The sequence below is a fragment of the Marinobacter sp. EhC06 genome (assembly GCF_001650915.1).
Classification (GTDB): domain Bacteria; phylum Pseudomonadota; class Gammaproteobacteria; order Pseudomonadales; family Oleiphilaceae; genus Marinobacter.
In genome coordinates this window covers 23,919-43,370 of sequence record NZ_LXYO01000019.1, presented here as the reverse complement: position 1 = coordinate 43,370, position 19,452 = coordinate 23,919, and the positions used below count along the sequence as shown (strand labels likewise).

Sequence of the window (19,452 nt, the reverse complement as noted above, 5' to 3'; positions counted from 1 at the left end):
AGAGCTGATGACTTAAACGCGACATCTACGTTGACAGACTCCGAGTGCATAATTTTCTTGGTCTAGAAACAACTAAGGCCGCAAAAAGCGGCCTTAGGACTTGTCGCCCAAGTATTACTTGGCATCGACGGATACTTATGTATCTGGGAGCAAAACCTGCACCTTGTAAGGTGTTCCTGTCAACTAATGGTTGTTGACAGTTGGTTGACACCATTCGGATGAAATCTAAGGCGTTGGCTGGTAAGTCATTGAAATATGGTGGGCCCAGCTGGACTCGAACCAGCGACCAAGGGATTATGAGTCCCCTGCTCTAACCAACTGAGCTATAGGCCCGTTCAGCGAATGCTGTTTTGAAAGGTGTTTCCTGGGGGGAAACAAAGCGGGCGCCATTATACCGGTGAGGTGTGGCGCCCGCTACTGTTGTGGTGCTTATCCGTTGCCCTGATCGTCGATAAAGCCGCGCAGGTGATCGGAGCGTGACGGGTGACGCAGTTTGCGCAGGGCCTTGGCTTCGATCTGACGGATCCGCTCCCGGGTGACGTCGAACTGCTTGCCGACTTCTTCCAGGGTGTGGTCGGTGTTCATCTCGATACCGAAGCGCATCCGCAGAACCTTGGACTCGCGGGCGGTGAGGCCGGCCAGTACCGAGCGGGTGGCTTCGCGCAGGCCTTCGGCAGTGGCGGAATCCACCGGGGATAGGGCCTGGATATCTTCGATGAAGTCACCCAGATGGCTGTCTTCGTCGTCGCCAATCGGAGTCTCCATGGAGATCGGCTCTTTGGCGATCTTCAATACCTTGCGGATTTTGTCCTCAGGCATTTCCATGCGCTCGCCCAGTTCTTCCGGCGTGGGTTCGCGACCCATCTCCTGCAGCATCTGCCGCGAGATCCGATTGAGCTTGTTGATGGTCTCGATCATGTGCACCGGAATACGGATGGTGCGGGCCTGGTCCGCGATAGAGCGGGTGATGGCCTGACGAATCCACCAGGTGGCGTAGGTTGAGAACTTGTAGCCCCGACGGTACTCGAATTTGTCGACTGCCTTCATCAGGCCGATGTTGCCCTCCTGGATCAGGTCCAGGAACTGCAGGCCGCGGTTGGTGTACTTCTTGGCAATGGAAATAACCAGACGCAGGTTCGCCTCGACCATCTCTTTCTTGGCGCGGCGGGCCTTGGCCTCGCCGATGGAAACGCGACGGTTGATTTCCTTGATGTCAGCAACGTCCAGATCCACTTCGGTCTGAACGTTCTGGATCCGCTTCTGCAGGCGAACAATCTCGTCAATACGCTCGGCCATCGGGGCTGCGTAGGGCTTCTTGCTCTTGGCGATCTTCTCGGCCCAATCCAGGTTGGTCTCATTGCCCGGGAACGACTTGATGAAGTCCTTGCGGGGCATTTTGCATTCGCGAACACAGATCTGCATGATCGCGCGCTCGTTCTCACGAACCAGGTCGTTGGTGGAACGAACCACGTTGACCAGCTCGTCAAACGCCTTGTTGGCAAGCTTGAACGGTGCGAATACCTGGCCCAGCTCGTTCAGGGCTTCCTGGGTTTTCTTGTCGGAACGGCCGTGCTTGGCCAGGGCCTTGTTGGCGGCATCCAGCTTTTCGTTGAGCAACTCGAACCGGAGGCGGGTTTCTTCCGGATCCGGGCCGTTATCTGTTTCTTCTTCCGAGGAATCGTCGTCATCGTCGGACGAGGAATCGGAATCGTCGGAACTCTCGGTGGTAGTTTCCTCACCCATGAACGGCTCGGCGTCGTCCGGATCGAGGAAGCCCGTTACGATGTCGCTGATGCGGCCTTCGTTTTCGAGAATACGGTCGTAGGCCTGAATGACTGTGCCGGCAGTACCCGGGAAGTGGGCAACGGCGGCCATCACATCGCGGATGCCTTCTTCGATGCGCTTGGCGATAACGATTTCGCCTTCGCGGGTCAGCAGCTCGACGGTACCCATTTCGCGCATGTACATGCGCACCGGATCCGTGGTGCGGCCAGCATCGGTTTCAACGGCGGCCAGAGCGGCGGCGGCTTCAGCGGCGGCGGCTTCGTCAGCGGTGGAGTCGCCCTCGGTCATCAGCAGGGTATCGGCGTCTGGTGTTTCTTCGCACACCTGGATACCCATGTCGTTGATCATGCGAATGATGTCTTCGACCTGATCCGGGTCGGCAATGTCTTCCGGGAGGTGGTCGTTTACCTCGGCGTAAGTCAGGTAACCTTGTTCCTTGCCTCGTGCAATGAGGTCTTTCAAACGTGATTTTTGCGAATTGCCTGACATAGACACCCTGTGAACTCGCTTTTAGAAGGAAAAAAGTTAAACAGCCATTATAGCTGTCGCTCAGTTGCTCTGCCACCGAATGGTTAGATGGTGATCAGTGCATCAAGTTTCAAGTGCTGCTAGTCCCCGGTGCCACCGCTCAGGGCTCTCAGCTCCTGTCGTTCCTCGCTTGTGAGGCTCGACAGGTTTCTCAACAGAGTGGCAAGCCGCTGCTGGCGGGATGCCTCTTCGTTTGGGCTCAGAAGCTCCCGGGCGGCGGCCAGTGTGCTCTCCCGCGCCGGAATATGCTCGATTCCGTCAAACAGGTGGTAAAACCGCTCACGAGCGTTCGTATCCAGTGCCAGCGTGCGAACCAGTGTTTTCCGGTCCCGGATATTGTTTGCCAGAATCCACTCGGCAAAATTCCGGGCCTGATTGAACTGCCGGGAGCTGCGGGCCAGTTCGGTCACCTCGGTGGCCAGGTCCGGCGCTTCCAGCAGGGCAAGGCACAGAATGCTGTCCTTGCTAAGCTTCACATCGATGCGATCTTCGGAAACCCGGTCCCGTCGCTCGCCGTTCCACCGTCCTTTTTGTCCGGGCTGGCGGTTCTGCCACTGGTTCCGGCCACCACAAAGACGGAGCATCTCGTGCCACATGGCATCCCGGAGGGTGCTTCTGGGCATCTTGTTGAGCAGAGGTTCAACCCTGGCTCGCAGTTCGCCCCGGTGCTCCGGAAGTTGCAGGTCCAAGCCTTCGCTCTGCCGGTCAAACAAATACCGTGACAGAGGTGTTGCCCCTTCAATGCGCTTCTGGAACGTCTCGGGCCCCTCTTTGCGCACAAGGGTGTCCGGGTCCTCGCCCTGGGGCAGCATCAGAAACTGAAGATGCAGGCCGTCGGCCATCAGTTCCAGCGCGTTTTCCATGGCCCTGTCGGCGGCCCGGAAGCCGGCCTGGTCGCCATCAAAGCAGAACACAATGTGCCTTACCTGCTTCAACAGGGCTGTCAGGCTGTCCTGGTTCGTCGCCGTGCCCAGTGTTGCAACCGCATAGTGAATGCCGTGCTGGGCGAGGGCGATCACATCCATGTAGCCCTCAACCACCAGCAGCTTGTCGAGCTGCCGGATGGCCTGCTTGGCTTCAAACAGACCGTAGATCTCGCGGCTTTTATGGAATACATCCGACTCCGGGGAGTTGATGTATTTCGCCTTGTCATCCCCCAGGGTGCGGCCGCCAAACGCAACGGTTCTGCCCCGGGTGTTGCGAATCGGGAACATTACCCGGTTGCGGAACAGGTCCCTGGGCCTGCCGTACTTGTCGGAAACCGTCCCGGTTTCAATCAGCGGGCCCTGCAGATCCTTGCTGGCGGCATCAAACAGCGCGGTACCGGTTGAAGGGGCGTAGCCCACCTGGTACTGCTCGATGATGCTGTTGTCCAGGCCCCGCTGCTGCAGGTAGTCCCGCGCATAGGCGCCTTGCTGACCCCTGAGCGATGACTGGTAGAAACGGCTGGCAAAGTCCAGGGCGTCGGTTAACGTTCGCGCCTGCTGGATTTCCTGCTTGGCCGCCCGGTCGTAAGGCACTTCCAGCCCCACCCGTTTGGCCAGCTCCTCAACCGCCTCGGTAAAGCCCAGGCCTTCAAACTCCCTGACAAAGCTGATGGCATCGCCATGGGCGCCGCAACCGAAACAGTGGTAAAAGCCCTTGTCCGGCCGGACGTTGAACGAGGGTGTTTTCTCGTCGTGGAACGGGCAGCAGGCCTTGTAGTTGGCTCCGGCTTTCTTGAGCGTAATGCGTGAACCGATCAGTTCTGCCAGGTCGATACGATCCAGCAGGTTTTCAACAAACTGTTGAGGGATCAGTCCGCTCATGGGGGCTCCACATCAGGCCGTCATCGGAGTTGGCCAATAGCCAAAAATGCCGCCGAAGCCAGGCCTCGGCGGCATTTTTGAGTCGCTCTGTGCAGCCTGCGGCTGTACAGGCAATCAGTGCTTTGCAGTCAAGCGGCGTCAGATAAAACTTAGTACAGACGCTCGAACTTGCGCTGTTCCCGCTGAAGCTTCTTGAGATGACGCTTAACGGCAGCGGCTGCTTTGCGCTTACGAACAGCGGTCGGCTTCTCGTAGTGCTCACGACGACGTACTTCAGAAAGTACACCCGCTTTTTCGCAGGAACGCTTGAAGCGACGCAGTGCTACGTCAAACGGTTCATTCTCTTTCACTTTAACAGCTGGCATTCGAAAATCACCTACCTGATAGATTCGGTTTCAATTTTGTCCGTCTGGCAAGGCCAGACCGGTTCTCGATCCCTGGTCAGATTGGCTAAAACTCGACCAGTGCATATTTTAGGGCGGCAATGATAGCGCCTGCGTTATAGCAAGGTCAATGTTTGTTCGATGAATCTGCCAGTGGGTTTCGGGTTTCTGCTAAAATGCGCGTCGTTTTCATTTCTGCCAACCAATGTGGCCCGACATTATGTTGATTCTAGGTATTGAAACCTCCTGCGATGAAACCGGCGTAGCGCTGTATGACACCGAAACGGGGCTGCTGGGGCACGCCCTGTTCAGTCAGATCGACATGCACGCGGATTACGGTGGTGTTGTGCCTGAGCTGGCGTCCCGGGATCACGTCCGCAAGCTGCTGCCCCTGTGCGACCAGGTACTGTCAGACGCGGGCAAATGTCGGGCAGACATAGAGGGCATGGCCTACACTGCGGGCCCGGGGTTGGTGGGCGCCCTGATGGTGGGCGGCTCGGTGGCCCATGCCCTGGGTTTCGCCCTTGGTATTCCTGTGTTGGGCGTGCACCACATGGAAGGGCATTTGCTTGCGCCCATGCTGGAAGATAATCCACCTGCGTTTCCGTTCGTCGCACTGCTGGTCTCGGGTGGTCATACCCAACTGGTCAGGGTTGATGGCATTGGCGAGTACGAAATGCTGGGCGAATCGGTAGACGATGCCGCCGGTGAGGCCTTTGACAAGACGGCCAAGATGCTCGGTCTGGACTATCCGGGTGGCCCCCGCGTGGCGGCACTCGCGGAAAAGGGTACCGAAGGCCGTTACCGGTTCCCGAGGCCAATGACCGACCGGCCCGGGCTGGATTTCAGTTTCAGCGGTCTGAAAACCTTCACGCTCAATACCGTCAATGCGGCACGCGAGTCGGGTGGACTGGATGATCAGACCCGGGCGGATATCGCCCTGGCGTTTGAAGCCGCTGTGGTCGACACACTGACCATCAAATGCCGTCGGGCCCTGGAGCAGACAGGCTGCAAGCGACTGGTTATTGCCGGGGGGGTCAGCGCCAATAAACGGCTGCGAGCAGGCCTGGAGAAAATGACCGGCAAGCTCAAAGCCCACGTGTTTTACGCCCGTCCTGAATTCTGTACGGATAACGGTGCGATGATCGCCTACGCCGGCGCCCAGCGCATGAAGGCAGGCCAGCGGGATGGTGAGCGTATTGTGGCAGTGCCCCGATGGCCCATGAACACGCTGCCACCGATCAACGAACCTCGATCCACCGGATTGGTGGACTGATGATTAAAGCCCGGCTTCGCGGCCCTGGGCCAGCCGGATCAGGTTGTTGCGGTGGCGAACGACGATCAGCAGGGCCAGCAGGCCGAACAGGGGCAGGGTTTCCGGTTCAATGAAGGCGCTGATCAGTGGGCCGCTGACAATCGCCACCAGGGAGGCCAGGGCTGAAATGCGCCACCGCCAGATAACCAGCATCCAGATCGCAGCCATCATAAGCGTTGTGATCGGTGCCAGAGCAAGGCCGGCGCCGAGCGCAGTTGCCACACCTTTCCCACCCTTGAATCGATAGAAAATCGGGATCATGTGGCCGGTGACAGCACACAGGGCAACGACGGCCTGAACCATCACCGAAAGGCCGGCGGCATGGGCCAGCCATACGGGCAACCAGCCTTTGGCCGCATCCAGCGAAAGAGTCACCAGGGCCGGCGGCCAACCGCCGGTGCGGTAGACGTTCGTGGCACCCGGGTTGCCAGAGCCCTGGGCCCGGGGATCGGGTAGCTTCCAGAGCTGGCAGACCGGCAGGGCAAACAGCATCGAGCCTGCCACATAAGCGGCGGCGCAGAGCAAAACCGTTAACACCGGATCACTGGGAAGCATGCTATGGGCCCGGAAGCAAAGACGTATCTGGTGAATGTGTGCGAAAATGCCCGCCCTGAAAGCACAGGCCAGCCTGTTCACAGTATCCCCTGGTTGTGCGTTATTCAATCACCAAAGAGTTGAAGAATCCGGGAGCACCCTTGGCAGACACCGTATTGATCGAAGGCCTGGTTGTGGAAACCGTGGTCGGAGTTTACGACTGGGAACGGGAAGTCACCCAGAGCCTGGTGATTGATCTGGAAATGGCCTGGGACAACAGCGTGCCGGGCAAGACAGACGATGTGGCCGATGCCCTGGATTACGCTGCCGTCAGTACCCGGGTCGAGTCCTGCCTGCAGGCGCTCAGGCCGAAATTGCTTGAACACGGGGCGGAGGTCCTGGCGAAAACTCTGCAGGATGAACTCGGCATCAAGTGGTTGCGGCTGGCGATACGCAAGCCGGGTGCCGTTCCCGCCGCACAGGCGGTGGGCGTGCGGATCGAGCGGGGAGAGAAAACTGAGACAGGAGTGCGGTAATGGCAGCGGAGGTCCGGGTTTACATCAGCATTGGCAGCAACGTGGACAGGGAGCGTTATGTCACTGCCGCGCTTGATGCCCTGTCTGCATGGTTTGGTGAACTGATCATCTCCCCAGTCTATGACAGCGAGGCAGTCGGATTTGACGGGTCTCCGTTTCTGAACCTGGTGGTGGGTGTGGATACGACCCTGCCGGTTGCTGAGTTGTCACAGCGTTTCAAGCAACTGGAAGCCGAGAACGGCCGCCGTCGGGATGTGCCGAAATTCAGCGCGCGAACCCTTGATCTGGATATTCTCACCTACGGCGATGCGGTCGGCCGGATAGAGGGCGTCGAGCTGCCCCGGGGGGAGATTCTGAAAAACGCCTTCGTGCTGCGCCCGCTGGCTTATATCGCGCCGGAGGAAACGCATCCGGTGTGCGGTAAATCCTACGGCCAGTTGTGGCGGGAATACAGCACCGGCCAGAGGCTCTGGCCGGTGGATTTCAACTGGCAGGGCCGGCAGATTTCAATCGCCGCCGGTTGAGCGGAACCGTTCAATAAGGTGGTCGGTCGAGCTGTCGCTGGCCTGGTTGCCGCCTTTCTCGCCGAGCAGGCGCGGCAGGATGCACTTGCCCAACTGTTTCCCGAGCTCCACGCCCCACTGATCAAACGAATCCACATCCCAGATCACCCCCTGTACGAAGGTGCGATGCTCGTAGAGGGCAATGAGTGCGCCCACGGTCTCCGGTGTAACCTTTTTCATGGTCAGGGTGTTGCTGGGTTTGTTGCCCGGGATGACCTTGTGAGGGGCAAGCTGTTCAATCTCGGCTTCGGTCCGACCCTCCGCGGCCAGTTCTGCCCTGGCTTCGTCCAGCGATTTTCCGGCCATCATGGCCCGGGACTGGCTCAGGCAGTTGGCGAACAGATCTGCGTGATGGGTGGCCACCGGGTTGTGGGTTTTCAGGGGGATGATGAAATCCGCCGGAATCAGACGGGTGCCCTGGTGGATCAGCTGGTGATAGGCGTGCTGGCCATTGGCGCCAACCCCACCCCAGATGACCGGGCCAGATTGCCAGGCAAGGGCGTCGCCACCCTGGGTCACGCTCTTGCCGTTGCTTTCCATGTCCAGCTGTTGGAGGTGGTCCGGCAGGCTGCGCAGGTAGTGATCGTAGGGCAGGATCGCGTGGGTCTCGGCACCCCAGAAATTGTTGTACCAGATTCCCAGCATGGCCATGATCACCGGCAGATTTTCTGTCAGTGGCGCCTCACGGAAGTGCTGGTCCATGGCATGGGCACCGGCAAGCAATGCCCGGAAGTTGGCCATGCCAACGCTGAAGGCAATGGGAAGCCCGATGGCGGACCAGAGCGAGTAACGACCGCCTACCCAGTCCCACATCGGGAAGACGTTGTCCGGATCAATGCCGAAGTCCTGCGCCGCCGGTACGTTGGCGGTCACCGCCATGAAATGCTGCGATACCGCCTGTTCATCACCGCAGCGATCGAGAAACCACTGCCGCGCCACCTTGCTGTTTTCCAGGGTTTCCTGGGTACGGAACGACTTCGACTGGATCAGGAACAGGGTGGTTTCCGGATGTACCTGGCGAAGTGTCTCGCAGATTTCTGTGCCATCAATGTTGGCCACGTAATGGCAGCGAATGCCGGCCTGGGCGTAAGGTTGAAGGGCTTCGCCTACCAATTTGGGGCCCAGGTAGGAGCCGCCGATTCCGATGCTTACCACGTCGGTGAAAGGTTTGCCGGTGTATCCGGTGCGACGCTGATCCAGAACATCGTTCACCAGGGTTTCCATGCGAGTGAGGGTGCTCTGAACCTCAGCGACCACGTCCTCGCCGTCTACCGTGATTGTCTCAGTTCCAGGATTGCGCAGTGCGGTGTGCAGGGCCGGGCGGTCCTCGGTAACGTTAACCCGCTCGCCCCGGAGCAATGCGTCCCGTCGGGCTTCCAGGTTGCAGCTCCTGGCCAGCGCCAGCAATGCCTCCAGCACCTCATCAGTAATCCGGTTCTTGGAAAAGTCCAGTGATAGACCTGCGCCTTCAATAAAGTAGCGCTTTGCCCGCCCGGGATCCTGCTCGAACAGATCCTTCATGAGAAGGCCGTCGAGGCGTTCTCGCTGTTCCTTCAGTGTCTGCCATTCGGGTTTCGAGGTCAGTACTGCAGGATGTGCGGGCATCAGAGCGTCCTTTTCTGTTGGCTTATCGGGTCAGGGACAGGTTGTCGATCAAACGGGTCGTGCCCAGGAAGGCTGCCGCCAGGATGGTAATGTCCCGATCCTCGGCTGTGGCCGGCTTGAGCGTCTGGCTGTTGACGATGTTGAAGTAATCCGGCCTGAGGCCGGCGTCCCCGAGACTCTTCTCAGCTTCGCTTTCCAGCGCCTGAAAGTCTGTACGACCATCGTTGATCTTGCCCGCCGTGGCCTGCAGGGTCTGGTGGACCGCCGGCGCAATCTGCCGCTCCTGAGGTGTCAGGTAGCCATTGCGTGAGCTTTTTGCCAGGCCATCGTCCTCTCTCACGGTGGGGGCTCCCACCACATCCACGGGGATCATCAGGTCGCGGACCAGTTTCCGGATTACGGCGAGTTGCTGGAAATCTTTCTCGCCAAATACGGCAAAGTCGGGTTGCACCATGTTGAACAACATCGTGACCACCGTGGCAACACCCTCGAAATGGCCAGGCCTGCTGGCGCCGCAGTGGCCATCGCTGACATCCGGCACAACCACCTGGGTCTGTTTCGCCAGCCCCTCCGGGTAGATTTCCTCGGCGCTGGGGGCAAATACCAGCGTGTTTCCGGCCGAAGCAAGCTTGTCCTGGTCTTCGGCCAGGGTTCTGGGATAGGTTTCGAGGTCTTCACCGGCTCCGAACTGCATCGGATTCACGAAGATGCTGGTCACCACAACATCCGCCATTTCGGCCGCTTTGCGCACCAGCGAAATGTGGCCTTCGTGCAGGTTGCCCATGGTGGGAACCAGGCCGATGGTTTTTCCCTGCTGGCGGTAGCCGCGGAGGATGGTTCTCAATTCTTTCAGGGAATGTACGGTTCTCATGCCTTGAACGTATGCTCCTCAGCGGGGAATGTGCGCTCGCCTACGGCTTTCACGTAGGCCTGCAGAGCGTCCTGTATCGAATCTGTCTCGGCCAGGAAGTTCTTGACGAATCGAGGCTTGCGACCGCTGGTAATGCCGAGCATGTCGTGCAAAACCAGAATCTGGCCGTCTGTATCCGGACCCGCACCTATGCCGATAACAGGTGCTCTAACGGCCTGGGCGATGCGCGCCGCCAGGGGCGCAGGGACGCATTCCAGAAGGATGACATCGGCGCCGGCCGCTTCCAGTTCGCAGGCGTGCTCGATCATCATTTCGGCTGCCTTTTCATCACGGCCCTGGACCTTGTAGCCGCCAAACTTATTGACGAACTGCGGGGTCAGGCCCAGATGCGCACACACGGGCACGGCCCGCTCGGTCAGAGCCGTGATGGTCTCTTTCATCCAGTCAGTACCCTCAAGCTTTACCATGTGGGCGCCGGCGCGCATCAGTTCCGCAGCATTTTCCAGGGCAGACTCAACGGTGCCGTAACTCATGAAGGGCATGTCAGCCATGATCAGAGACCCGCGGTTACCTTTGGCCACGCAACTGACGTGATACACCATCTGATCCATGGTCACCGGCAGGGTGCTGTCATGCCCCTGCAGCACCATGCCGAGGGAATCGCCAATGAGGATTACGTGAACGCCCGCTTCGCTGACCACCTGGGAAAAGGTGGCGTCATAGGAGGTAAGGGCAGCGAAGGCTTCGCCCTTCTGCTTGAACTCACGCAGGGTATTGATGGTAACAGCCATAGAATCCTTGCCTTTTGGGTGGATGGGCCTGGGCGTGCCGGGGTGCCGGCGTTGAAGTGTTAAGGGTAATCCGCCGGTGGAAGCTTGCGCAAGCCGTTGTCGGGGCATTGGCTGCGCAGTTCGGCAATGGCGGTGCCATCAGGCAGAGCCAGGTCGGCCTTCAGATCCAGCAGGGGCTGGAGTGCAAAGTCCCGGTTCGGGAGCTCGCGATGGGGTACGGTGAGGCGCTCATCATCCAGCACCTGGTCGCCGAAGAGCAATATGTCCAGATCAAGCGTGCGGGGGCCCCAGTGCCGAAGCCGCTCTCGGCCGTGCTTCTGTTCGATGCTCTGCAGTTCGTCAAGTAGTTGGTGTGGCAGCAGCGATGTGCTCAGCCAGACGGCACCGTTCACGAAGTCCGGCTGGTCTTGGGGGCCGACCGGGCGGCTGGCATAAAACGGCGATTGGGCCACCAGAACGGTCTCCGGCAGGGTGGCCAGGGCGGAGACTGCCCGGGCCAGTTGGGCCGCCGGTTCTTTCAGGTTGCTGCCAAGACCGATAAAGGCGTCTGTCATCATTACTGGGTGGGGCGTTTGACCGGTTTGCGACGGCGACGACGCTTTTTGGGCGCATCCGTGCTCAGCTGCGACAGCATCCGCTCCTGGCCCCGTTCGTCCTCTTGCTGGAACTCGGTCCACCATTGTCCAAGCCCGGGTTCAATCTCGCCAGACGCCTCACGAACCAGCAGGAAATCGTAAGCGGCCCGGAAACGGGGGTGAGTCATGGTGGCGAAGGCCCGTTTGCCCTGTCGCCTGGGCAGGCGCATCTGGAGTTCCCAGATTTCCTTCATGGGGCCGGAGAAACGTTTCGGAATCGAGGTCGCCTGCACCTGGCGACCAATAACTTTTCCGATTGCGCCGTGCAGTGCCGGCTGGACCGGGTCACCATTGTCCTGCCTGCGATGCCACTCGGCCTGGAGTGCCGGCCAGAGCATGGCGGCAAACAGGAAGTAAGGCGTAACCGACTTGCCTTGGGCAATTCGGGCGTCGGTGTTTCTCAGGGCCTGGCGAATCAGCTCGTCCGGCTCACCGGCCTCAATGGCCCTGACCGTCTCGGGGAAAAGGGGCTCCAGCAGATTGTAACGGGTTAGCAGGTCATAAGTGGCTTCACCGTGGCCTGCGGAAAACAGTTTCAGGACTTCATCAAACAGACGGGCCGGAGGGATATGGGTTAACAAGGGGGCCAGTTCCCCAATGGGGGCTTCGGTTTCGGGTTCAATGTCGAAGCCGAGTTTGGCGGCAAACCGGATAGCCCGAAGCATGCGCACCGGATCTTCCCGATAGCGGGTCTCCGGGTCGCCAATGAGACGAAGTTGCCGGTTACGAAGATCCTCGATGCCATTGGCAAAATCGATAACAGTAAAGTCGCGGATGCAGTAGTACAGCGCATTGACGGTGAAGTCGCGACGCAGGGCATCCTCTTCCTGGTTGCCGTACACGTTGTCGCGCAGCAGCAGGCCGTGTTCACTGGTCCTGCGATCATCATCATCGGCGTCGGTTTCGGCTTCCGCGGCGTTGCCCCGGAAAGTCGTCACCTCAATCACTTCGCGGCCAAACACCACGTGGACAATCCGGAACCGCCGTCCGATCAACCGGGAGTTGCGGAACAGGTCGTGAACTTCCTCCGGTGTGGCGTTGGTCGCAATGTCAAAATCTTTGGGTTTTCCGCCCAGCAGGATATCCCTGACGCCGCCTCCCACAAGGTAGGCTTCGTAGCCTGACTTGTTCAGACGATGCAAAACCTTCTTTGCAGGTTCGCTGATCACCGAGCGTGAGACGTTATGCTGGTCCCGGGGAATTTCCCGTCGCTGGTAGGTGCGGGCTTTCTTTTTACCGTTGCCGGGCATAAAGGAACGGAGTTTATCGACGAGTCGTTTAGGCATTGAAATCCGTGGTTGCGATGAGCAAAAACCGAGAGTTTAACGGTTTGAGCAGGATTTGCACACGTTTGCCGTGGATTACCGTTCCGGGGCCCAGAAAATCAAAAGGCGGATCCGTTCTCACGAATCCGCCCTCAAAGCGTTGACGATCTGCATTGTTTTTGTTTTTGCCGGGATTTTTCTTGGTTTTTGTACCCCACTGCATATCCCCATAAAGGGGCATCTCAGCAGTGCAAACGGAAAGCTTTGAATACACAGAGCGGTCAGAGACATCGGGCGGGTTTGGAGTAGCTGCAGTGTCACCTCCAAGGTGATTCTTCTCTACATCTACAACTCGCACGTGCCGTGGGACCACTAAAAAGCAAAGTACCCAAAACACTCAGTTCGCTCACGTTCTGTTGTTGTTTTTGTTACCGAACGTTCTCTGCAGCTTTTTGTTCTTGTTGTTGGCGCTGCTTTGTCACTCTTGTTTTTGTTGTTGTGCGCCATATAGGTTGCAGTCCGTGTGCCAGTTTTTAAATTTTCTTGGTTAACAATGCCTTACGATTTTGTAGGCCATAAGTGTTACCCCGTATTCAACCTAAGTGTTACTGAGATCACGTTACTTTCAAGAGGAGTGTTACCGACAGGAACATGGGGTAACAACTGAGTCCGGGTTCACACCATGCTCGGCTCAGTTGCCCGAGGATTTTTTCCGGGGGATGCCGAGACGCTGGCGACGCTCCCACAAAGATTTTCGGCTGATGCCCAATTTCTGGGCCAGCTCTGTTTCACTCATGCGATCCTGGTTTTCCAGAACGAAATGCTGGAAGTAGTCCTCCAGGGAAAGGTCGTTGGAGGAATCCACCTCTCGGGTGCGAGTCTGCTCGTTGTTGCCGTCTACCAGGGTTTCGGGAATGTGTTCGTCGCCAGCTTCGCTGTCCAGGTCCAGCAGGGCGGGCGTAATAACGTCGCCATCGCACAGGATAGTGGCGCGCTCGATCGCATTCTCCAGTTCCCTCACGTTGCCCGGCCAGCGGTGGCGTTCGAGGACGCGCATGGCCTCCGGGCTGAGATTGAGATTGGGTTTGCCCATTCTCTCGCCCTGGCGTTTCAGGAACCGGCGGGCGAGCCCGAGGATGTCGCTTTGGCGCTCACGTAAAGGAGGGATCCGGATCTGCATAACGTTCAACCGATAATACAGGTCCTCACGGAACTCCCCGGTTCGTGTCATGGCTTTGAGGTTACGGTGAGTGGCCGCAATCATCCGCACATTCACGGTGCGGCTCTGGGTCGAGCCAACTTTCCGGATCTCGCTCTCTTGCAAAACCCGTAGCAGCCGGGCCTGGGCTTCGGCCGGCAGTTCGCCGATTTCATCCAGAAACAGGCTGCCGCCATCGGCGGCCTCTATCAGACCGGTTCTTGCCGAGACCGCGCCGGTGAAGGCGCCTTTTTCATGGCCGAACAGTTCCGACTCAATCAGGCTCTCCGGGATGGCCGCGCAGTTTACCGAAATCAGTGGTTTGGCTGCGCGTGGGCTCAGCAGGTGCAGGGCGCGGGCGGCCAGCTCCTTACCGGTACCGGATTCGCCCTGAATCAGCACGGTGGTTTCTGTCGGAGCCACCTTCCGGATCAGGGTAAATACCCGCTGCATTGGCTCGCACTGGCCAAACATGATGTTGGCCGGATCACTGCTTTCGGGCGTTTCTGTGGCTGGTGCCGAGTCATCATCCGCGTTGCGGGCAGAGGGCCGCCGGGCCAGAATGTTCTCCACAGCGGCCAGCATCTCATCATGGTCAAACGGCTTGGCGATGTACTCAACGGCGCCCATTTTCATGGAGTCCACGGCGGATCGCAGGCTGGCGTAGCTGGTCATGATCAGCACCGGTGTATTGGGTGCACGGTTGATCAATTCGGTGCCTGCCGCTCCTGGCAGGCGAAGATCGGAAATGATCAGATCAAACTGATCCGGTTCGTGGTGCTGTTCGGCTTCCTCAACGGAGGCCGCATCGGCGACTTCATAGCCGGCATGCAGCAACAGTTTGCGCACTGCCGAGCGAATAATGTCTTCGTCTTCCACGATCAGAATGCGAGGCATAGGAGTCTCAAGACCTTTGGTTCTGGCTGATGGCAATGTTGCCGGTTTCCGGTTCGTAGGCTGGCAATCTCAGCCTCACGCAGGTTCCTCGGCCGGTGTCGGCGTTCGCCGGGCTGTCCACCTGAATGTTGCCATAGTGCTCTTCAATAATGCTGTACACCAGCGACAGGCCAAGACCGGTTCCTTTGTTGGGGGCCTTGGTGGTGTAAAACGGCTCGAAGATATGATCGAGCTGATCCCCGGGGATGCCGGAGCCTTCATCAACCACTTCGATAATAGCGGAGTAGCCATCGCCCTTTCCACTGACCCGGATGGTGCCGCCTTCCGGTGACGCATCCCGGGCGTTTGCCAACAGGTTGACGAAGACCTGGACCAGACGCTGCTCATCGCCCAGTACCTGTAACGAGGGTGGGCAGTCATTGATGTAGTGAATGCCCAGCCCCTTGTCACTCAGGGAAAGCAGGTTGATCGATTCTTCGACACAGCGGTGTATCGTCACCGGCTCGTACCGGTTGGCCTGGGCATGATTGCCGGTGCGGGCAAAGTTCATCAGCGACTGCAGGATGGTGGAGATACGCCGGGTCTGCTGCTGGATCTGGTCTGCCGTGTCGAGAATATCCGGGTTATCGGTTTCCAGTTTCAGGTTCTGGGCCAGCGATGAGATACCGGTCACGGGGTTCCCTATCTCATGGGCGACACCGGCCGCCAGCCTGCCCACCGATGCCAGCCGTTCGCTGTGCATCAATTCATCTTCCAGCAGCCGGGTTTCGGTCTGGTCTTCCACCAGGATGATGCTTCCGCCTTCGGTGTGGTCCGGTCCGCTCAATGCGGCTTTGTGAAGGTTCAGCCAGTGGGGCTTGCCCCGCAGGTCCAGTCGGTGCTTGTAGCGATGCAGGTCCGGCCCACGGTTGAAGTCCTCAAGCAGCAGGTGCCAGTGCTCGGGCAGGGCCATCAGCCTGGCGCCGACCACATCATCGGCGGTAATGCCGGTGAGTTCCTCCATGGCGTGGTTCCACATCAGAATTTCACCGTCTTCGCCCACCGAACAGGCGGGAATGGGCAGGTTCTGCAGGGTCTGGCGGTAATGCCGGCGAAGGTTGTCCAGCTCACCGGCCAGTCCGGTCAGTCGATTCTGGTAGTCACCGAGGGCGCGTTCGACATAGCGAATGTCCTGAGCCGTGCCACCCTGGGCCATGGGCTTGAAGCCGAGGTGGCGTTTGACCATATCCCGGGCGACAGAAGGGCCGAGCAGGCCGGACAGGTTGATTTCCACCTGGTCCCGTAGTCGTCTGAGCTGATACGGCCGGTACTCCACATTGGGCAGTTTCAGTTGACCCAGTGCCCGCTCCACTTCCCGCCGGGCGACGCCATAGCCCAAAGGCTCCGCCAATTGCCGGACAAAATCAGAGGAGGAGGTGGCCAGCAGTTCACGGCGCTGCGGGCGCGAAAGGGCACCCAGTGAACAGGCCTGGGCTGCGCTGTTCTCTTCACTGGTACTGGTGCTGAGGATGGAAATCAGCGCGAACACGGTAATGTTGGCGGTCAGGCTGACGAACGTGAAGATATGCCAGTTGCTGTAATCCGGTATCAGTGGAGCATCGAGCCAGGCCAGCAGGTTGGCGGTATGTGAGAACGGCAGTACCAGAGTAACCACCCAGATGGTCAATCCGACAATCAGGCCGGCAATCAAACCGCGACGGTTGCCCTCCGGCCAGTAAATCACCCCCAGGGCACCCGGCAGTAGTTGCAACGTGCCCGACAGGGAAATAGCGCCGAGAATGGACAGATCCAGATTCTTGCCCACGGCCTCATGAAACAGCAACGCCAGGAAGATGATCACCGCGATGAGCAGACGTTTGATCCACTGCAGCCAGCGATAGATGTCGCCCTGGTCTTTCGGAGTCTTCAGTGGCAATACCACATGGTTCAGGGCCATGCCCGCCAGCGCCAGGGTGCTGACGATCATCAGGCCGCTGGCTGCGGATAGGCCGGCAATGTACATGAGCAGCGTTAGTGCAGGGCTTTCCAGCGCCTGGGCAGCCCCGATCGCAAAGAAGCCGGGCCCCGTGGTGACTTCCAATGCCTGGCCGCCCCAGAGGATGAGGGGCACCGGCAGGCCGAGCAGTAACAGGTACAACGGCAGGCCCCAGCTGGCTTTGGCCAGTGCCTTGGGCGAGGGGTTTTCGCTGAAGGTCATGTGATACATGTGTGGCAGTACCAGGGCTCCTGCAAAGGACATCAGCATCAGTGCCCGCCAGCTGCCGTCGTCAATGCTCAGGGTCATGGTGGCGGCTGGCGAGGTGCGGTTATCCAGCCAGCGCTCCAGGCCGTTCATGCCGTCAAAGACCCCGAACAGGATCACGCCCCCAAGCACCAGCAGGGCTGTCAGCTTGACCAGGGAATCGAAGGCGATGGCCAGGACCAGGCCCTGATGGTTTTCGGAATTTTGGTCACGACGCGCCCCGAACAGCATGGCGAACAGCACCACGATCATGCTGAACATCACACTGATCAGCTTGGGGGAAGTGTCCGGCGCCAGGATGCTGGCAGAGGTGGCGACCGCCTGAATCTGCATGCTCAGCAGAGCCAGAATGGCGCCGCCGGAGCAGAGGGTGACCAGGGTTCCCGCCCACTGGCTCCGGTAGCGGTAGGCAAACAGGTCGGCCAGGGAGGTTAGCTGGTAGGCGCGGCCAATCCTCATGACCGGGTTCAGAAGTACCGGTGCTAGCAGAAAGGCGCCGCTGATCCCCAGGTAGTAGGCGAGGAAGCCGTAGCCGGATTCGGCGGCCATGCCAACGGCGCCGTAGACTGCCCAGATGCCGGCGTACACGCCCAGGCTGAGCACGTAAACCAGAGGGTGGCGAACCCAGCGTCTGGGCACCATGCCCCGCTCGGTAAGCCAGGCAATTCCGAACAGCAGAATCAGATACAGCAGGCTGGCGAGCAGCAGGCCGGAGGCACTAAAACTCATTGGGGTCCCGCCGCCATTCCAGCCAGAAACCGATGGCAATCAGCCCTGCCCAGATAATGTAGGGGCTGTACCAGACGTTTCCCGGCGAAGTCCACCAGTCAAGGATGTTGGGCGAAAAAATATAGATGGCCAATACCAACAGGAAGACCAGACGGTAGATATACATCAGGCATGCTATCCGCGCTGAGGTGTGAGAAGGGCTTTATACCATGTCCCTCACCGGGATGTCAGGTGGATGGCGCCCCGTTGCCAGTTCTTCCGGCCCCATTCCAGCAGGGATTCCAGCGAGCCGGTTGCCAGGTCAGCAGGCGGATTCTGGCCAAGGGCAACAAGCGCACCGAACAGGTTCTCGACAGGCGTTGTGTCGTTCAGAGCCGGGGCATGGGTCTGCTTGCTGAGTTTCTGGCCCTGCTCATTGAGTATGACCGGGATGTGCAGCCAACGTGGGGGATGGGCGCCCAGGGCCCGGTAAATCTGCTGCTGTTGCGCCGTCATGTCCAGCAGGTCGGAGCCACGCACCACGTCCGTGATGCCCTGATCAATGTCATCAACGACCACAGCAAGCTGATAGGCGTAGAATCCTTCCTTGCGGAGGATTACCGGGTCATCAAGCTCTGCCTTTACGACCTGCTGTTGTGGCCCGAGCAGCAGATCCTGCCAGTGGCAGTCCTCGTCTTCGAGGGCAAAACGGATGGCGTATGGGCGGTCACCGTCCAATGCTGTGCGGCTACGGCAGTGATTGGGGTGGCGCCCCGCGTTGGCTTGCAACTCCTTGCGTGAGCATTGGCAACGATAGGCGTGGCCGCTTTCGAGCAATCGGTCGATGGCATCCTGATAGGCGTCGTGGCGTCTGGACTGGAACCGCACCGGCTCGTCGGGAAACAGGCCGTGGGCGTCCAGGCTAGCGAGAATTTGCCCGGTAGCTTCCGGCGGCTCTCTCAGAGGATCCAGGTCTTCCAGGCGGATAAACCACTGGCCGCCCTGACTGCGGGCTTCCAGGAAACTGGCAAGTGCGGTAACCAGTGAGCCGAAATGCAGCGGGCCGGTCGGGGAGGGCGCAAAGCGGCCCCGATACAAAGGGTTGTTCATGGCGGTCAGTCAGCCGGCGGGGCGGGAATTGCCCACGGCCGGCAGCTGTTGAGTGGTTGGCTCAGATGCCGGTCTGGCGTTCGCGAATCTCGGCCAGAGTCTTGCAGTCGATGCACAGGGTTGCAGTCGGGCGCGCTTCCAGACGGCGGATACCGATTTCCACACCGCACTGATCGCAGAAGCCGTAGTCGTCCTTGTCGATGCGGTCGATGGTCTGGTCAATCTTCTTGATCAGTTTCCGCTCCCGGTCGCGGGTGCGCAGTTCCAGGCTGAATTCTTCCTCCTGGGTTGCGCGATCGCTGGGATCCGCGTAATTTGCGGCGTCTTCCTGCATGTGGTGCATGGTGCGGTCGACTTCTTCCATCAGCTCCTGCTTCCATTGCAGCAGCAGATCCTTGAAGTGCTGGAGCATTTCCGCACTCATGTACTCTTCACCCTTCTTCATTTCATAGGGGGTGAAGTTGGTAAAACGTTCGCGTGGTTGTTCTGCAGTATTTGCCATTGAACCCGGCCTCTTGTTTGTACTTCACAAGAACGGTTTGCTTCCCTCCGCGTGAGCCCCCGTGGCTGCGCGGTTATACCCTGGATGAAGCATTCGTCCTGAAACGGGAATTTGCGGAAAATAGCAGATTAGTCACGGGGGTGCCAGCCTTGTGACATCGACTTTTGTACGGAGAT

18 protein-coding genes and 1 tRNA gene are annotated in these 19,452 nt (G+C 59.1%); 3 read left to right on the top strand and 16 right to left on the bottom strand.

All coding sequences use genetic code 11. The features are described 5' to 3' along the window. Positions 1–256: 256 nt before the first annotated feature. From A8B84_RS09920 to rpsU, 4 genes are all read right to left on the bottom strand, one after another. Positions 257–333: transfer RNA gene (locus A8B84_RS09920), tRNA-Ile, on the bottom strand. 96 nt (positions 334–429) lie between these two features. Further along, on the bottom strand, positions 430–2,274 hold the full coding sequence (gene rpoD, locus A8B84_RS09915; protein ID WP_064228536.1) for an RNA polymerase sigma factor RpoD: 1,845 nt from the start codon (positions 2,272–2,274) through the stop codon (positions 430–432). Positions 2,275–2,393: 119 nt separating this feature from the next. Continuing rightward, on the bottom strand, positions 2,394–4,121 hold the full coding sequence (gene dnaG, locus A8B84_RS09910; RefSeq protein ID WP_064228537.1) for a DNA primase: 1,728 nt from the start codon (positions 4,119–4,121) through the stop codon (positions 2,394–2,396). A 149-nt stretch (positions 4,122–4,270) separates the two neighbouring features. After that, positions 4,271–4,486, bottom strand: a complete 216-nt coding sequence (gene rpsU / locus A8B84_RS09905; RefSeq protein WP_007153483.1) for a 30S ribosomal protein S21 — start codon at positions 4,484–4,486, stop codon at positions 4,271–4,273. A 238-nt stretch (positions 4,487–4,724) separates the two neighbouring features. Here rpsU and tsaD point away from each other — a divergent pair, with 238 nt between their 5' ends. Further along, a complete protein-coding gene (gene tsaD, locus A8B84_RS09900; RefSeq protein ID WP_064228571.1) occupies positions 4,725–5,780 on the top strand; it encodes a tRNA (adenosine(37)-N6)-threonylcarbamoyltransferase complex transferase subunit TsaD in 1,056 nt (351 codons plus the stop codon). A 3-nt stretch (positions 5,781–5,783) separates the two neighbouring features. Here tsaD and plsY read toward each other — a convergent pair whose 3' ends face one another. Next, a complete protein-coding gene (gene plsY / locus A8B84_RS09895) occupies positions 5,784–6,374 on the bottom strand; it encodes a glycerol-3-phosphate 1-O-acyltransferase PlsY (RefSeq protein WP_064228572.1) in 591 nt (196 codons plus the stop codon). 140 nt (positions 6,375–6,514) lie between these two features. On the opposite strand from plsY, the gene folB reads away from it, so the two are divergent. Further along, entirely contained in the window at positions 6,515–6,889 is a 375-nt protein-coding gene (gene folB, locus A8B84_RS09890) for a dihydroneopterin aldolase (RefSeq protein WP_064228538.1), read from the top strand. After that, complete coding sequence (folK, locus tag A8B84_RS09885; protein ID WP_064228539.1) at positions 6,889–7,413, top strand: 2-amino-4-hydroxy-6-hydroxymethyldihydropteridine diphosphokinase; 525 nt, start codon at positions 6,889–6,891, stop codon at positions 7,411–7,413. The genes folB and folK (A8B84_RS09885) overlap by 1 nt, the downstream gene beginning before the upstream one ends. Here the strand turns inward: folK (A8B84_RS09885) and pgi are convergent. The 11 genes from pgi to dksA all read right to left on the bottom strand — a co-directional run bounded on the left by pgi (position 7,396) and on the right by dksA (position 19,276). After that, positions 7,396–9,057, bottom strand: coding sequence for a glucose-6-phosphate isomerase (gene pgi / locus A8B84_RS09880; protein WP_064228540.1), 1,662 nt, complete (start codon positions 9,055–9,057; stop codon positions 7,396–7,398). The genes folK (A8B84_RS09885) and pgi overlap by 18 nt on opposite strands. 22 nt (positions 9,058–9,079) lie before the next feature. Continuing rightward, complete coding sequence (gene panC / locus A8B84_RS09875; protein ID WP_064228541.1) at positions 9,080–9,928, bottom strand: pantoate--beta-alanine ligase; 849 nt, start codon at positions 9,926–9,928, stop codon at positions 9,080–9,082. After that, positions 9,925–10,719 (bottom strand): 3-methyl-2-oxobutanoate hydroxymethyltransferase, encoded by a 795-nt coding sequence (gene panB, locus A8B84_RS09870; RefSeq protein WP_064228542.1) that lies wholly within the window; start codon positions 10,717–10,719, stop codon positions 9,925–9,927. Before panB ends, panC begins: the two co-directional genes overlap by 4 nt. Positions 10,720–10,778: 59 nt before the next feature. Continuing rightward, on the bottom strand, positions 10,779–11,276 hold the full coding sequence (gene folK, locus A8B84_RS09865; protein WP_064228543.1) for a 2-amino-4-hydroxy-6-hydroxymethyldihydropteridine diphosphokinase: 498 nt from the start codon (positions 11,274–11,276) through the stop codon (positions 10,779–10,781). Continuing rightward, positions 11,276–12,640, bottom strand: coding sequence for a polynucleotide adenylyltransferase PcnB (pcnB, locus tag A8B84_RS09860; RefSeq protein WP_064228544.1), 1,365 nt, complete (start codon positions 12,638–12,640; stop codon positions 11,276–11,278). The genes folK (A8B84_RS09865) and pcnB overlap by 1 nt, the downstream gene beginning before the upstream one ends. Continuing rightward, complete coding sequence (locus A8B84_RS21880) at positions 12,633–12,977, bottom strand: hypothetical protein (RefSeq protein WP_227512749.1); 345 nt, start codon at positions 12,975–12,977, stop codon at positions 12,633–12,635. The genes pcnB and A8B84_RS21880 overlap by 8 nt, the downstream gene beginning before the upstream one ends. Positions 12,978–13,310: 333 nt before the next feature. Then, positions 13,311–14,714 carry a sigma-54-dependent transcriptional regulator gene (locus tag A8B84_RS09850; protein ID WP_064228546.1) on the bottom strand — a complete coding sequence of 468 codons (1,404 nt, stop codon included), beginning with the start codon at positions 14,712–14,714 and terminating at the stop codon, positions 13,311–13,313. Between the two features lie 7 nt (positions 14,715–14,721). Further along, positions 14,722–17,685: a sensor histidine kinase gene (locus A8B84_RS09845; protein ID WP_064228547.1), complete on the bottom strand. Its 2,964-nt coding sequence runs from the start codon at positions 17,683–17,685 to the stop codon at positions 14,722–14,724. Further along, complete coding sequence (locus A8B84_RS21665) at positions 17,675–17,851, bottom strand: hypothetical protein (RefSeq protein ID WP_048497702.1); 177 nt, start codon at positions 17,849–17,851, stop codon at positions 17,675–17,677. Before A8B84_RS21665 ends, A8B84_RS09845 begins: the two co-directional genes overlap by 11 nt. A gap of 50 nt (positions 17,852–17,901) precedes the next feature. Continuing rightward, positions 17,902–18,774 carry a tRNA glutamyl-Q(34) synthetase GluQRS gene (gluQRS, locus tag A8B84_RS09840; RefSeq protein WP_064228548.1) on the bottom strand — a complete coding sequence of 291 codons (873 nt, stop codon included), beginning with the start codon at positions 18,772–18,774 and terminating at the stop codon, positions 17,902–17,904. A gap of 61 nt (positions 18,775–18,835) precedes the next feature. Further along, positions 18,836–19,276, bottom strand: a complete 441-nt coding sequence (gene dksA / locus A8B84_RS09835; RefSeq protein ID WP_008940629.1) for an RNA polymerase-binding protein DksA — start codon at positions 19,274–19,276, stop codon at positions 18,836–18,838. Between the last annotated feature and the right edge of the window lie 176 nt (positions 19,277–19,452).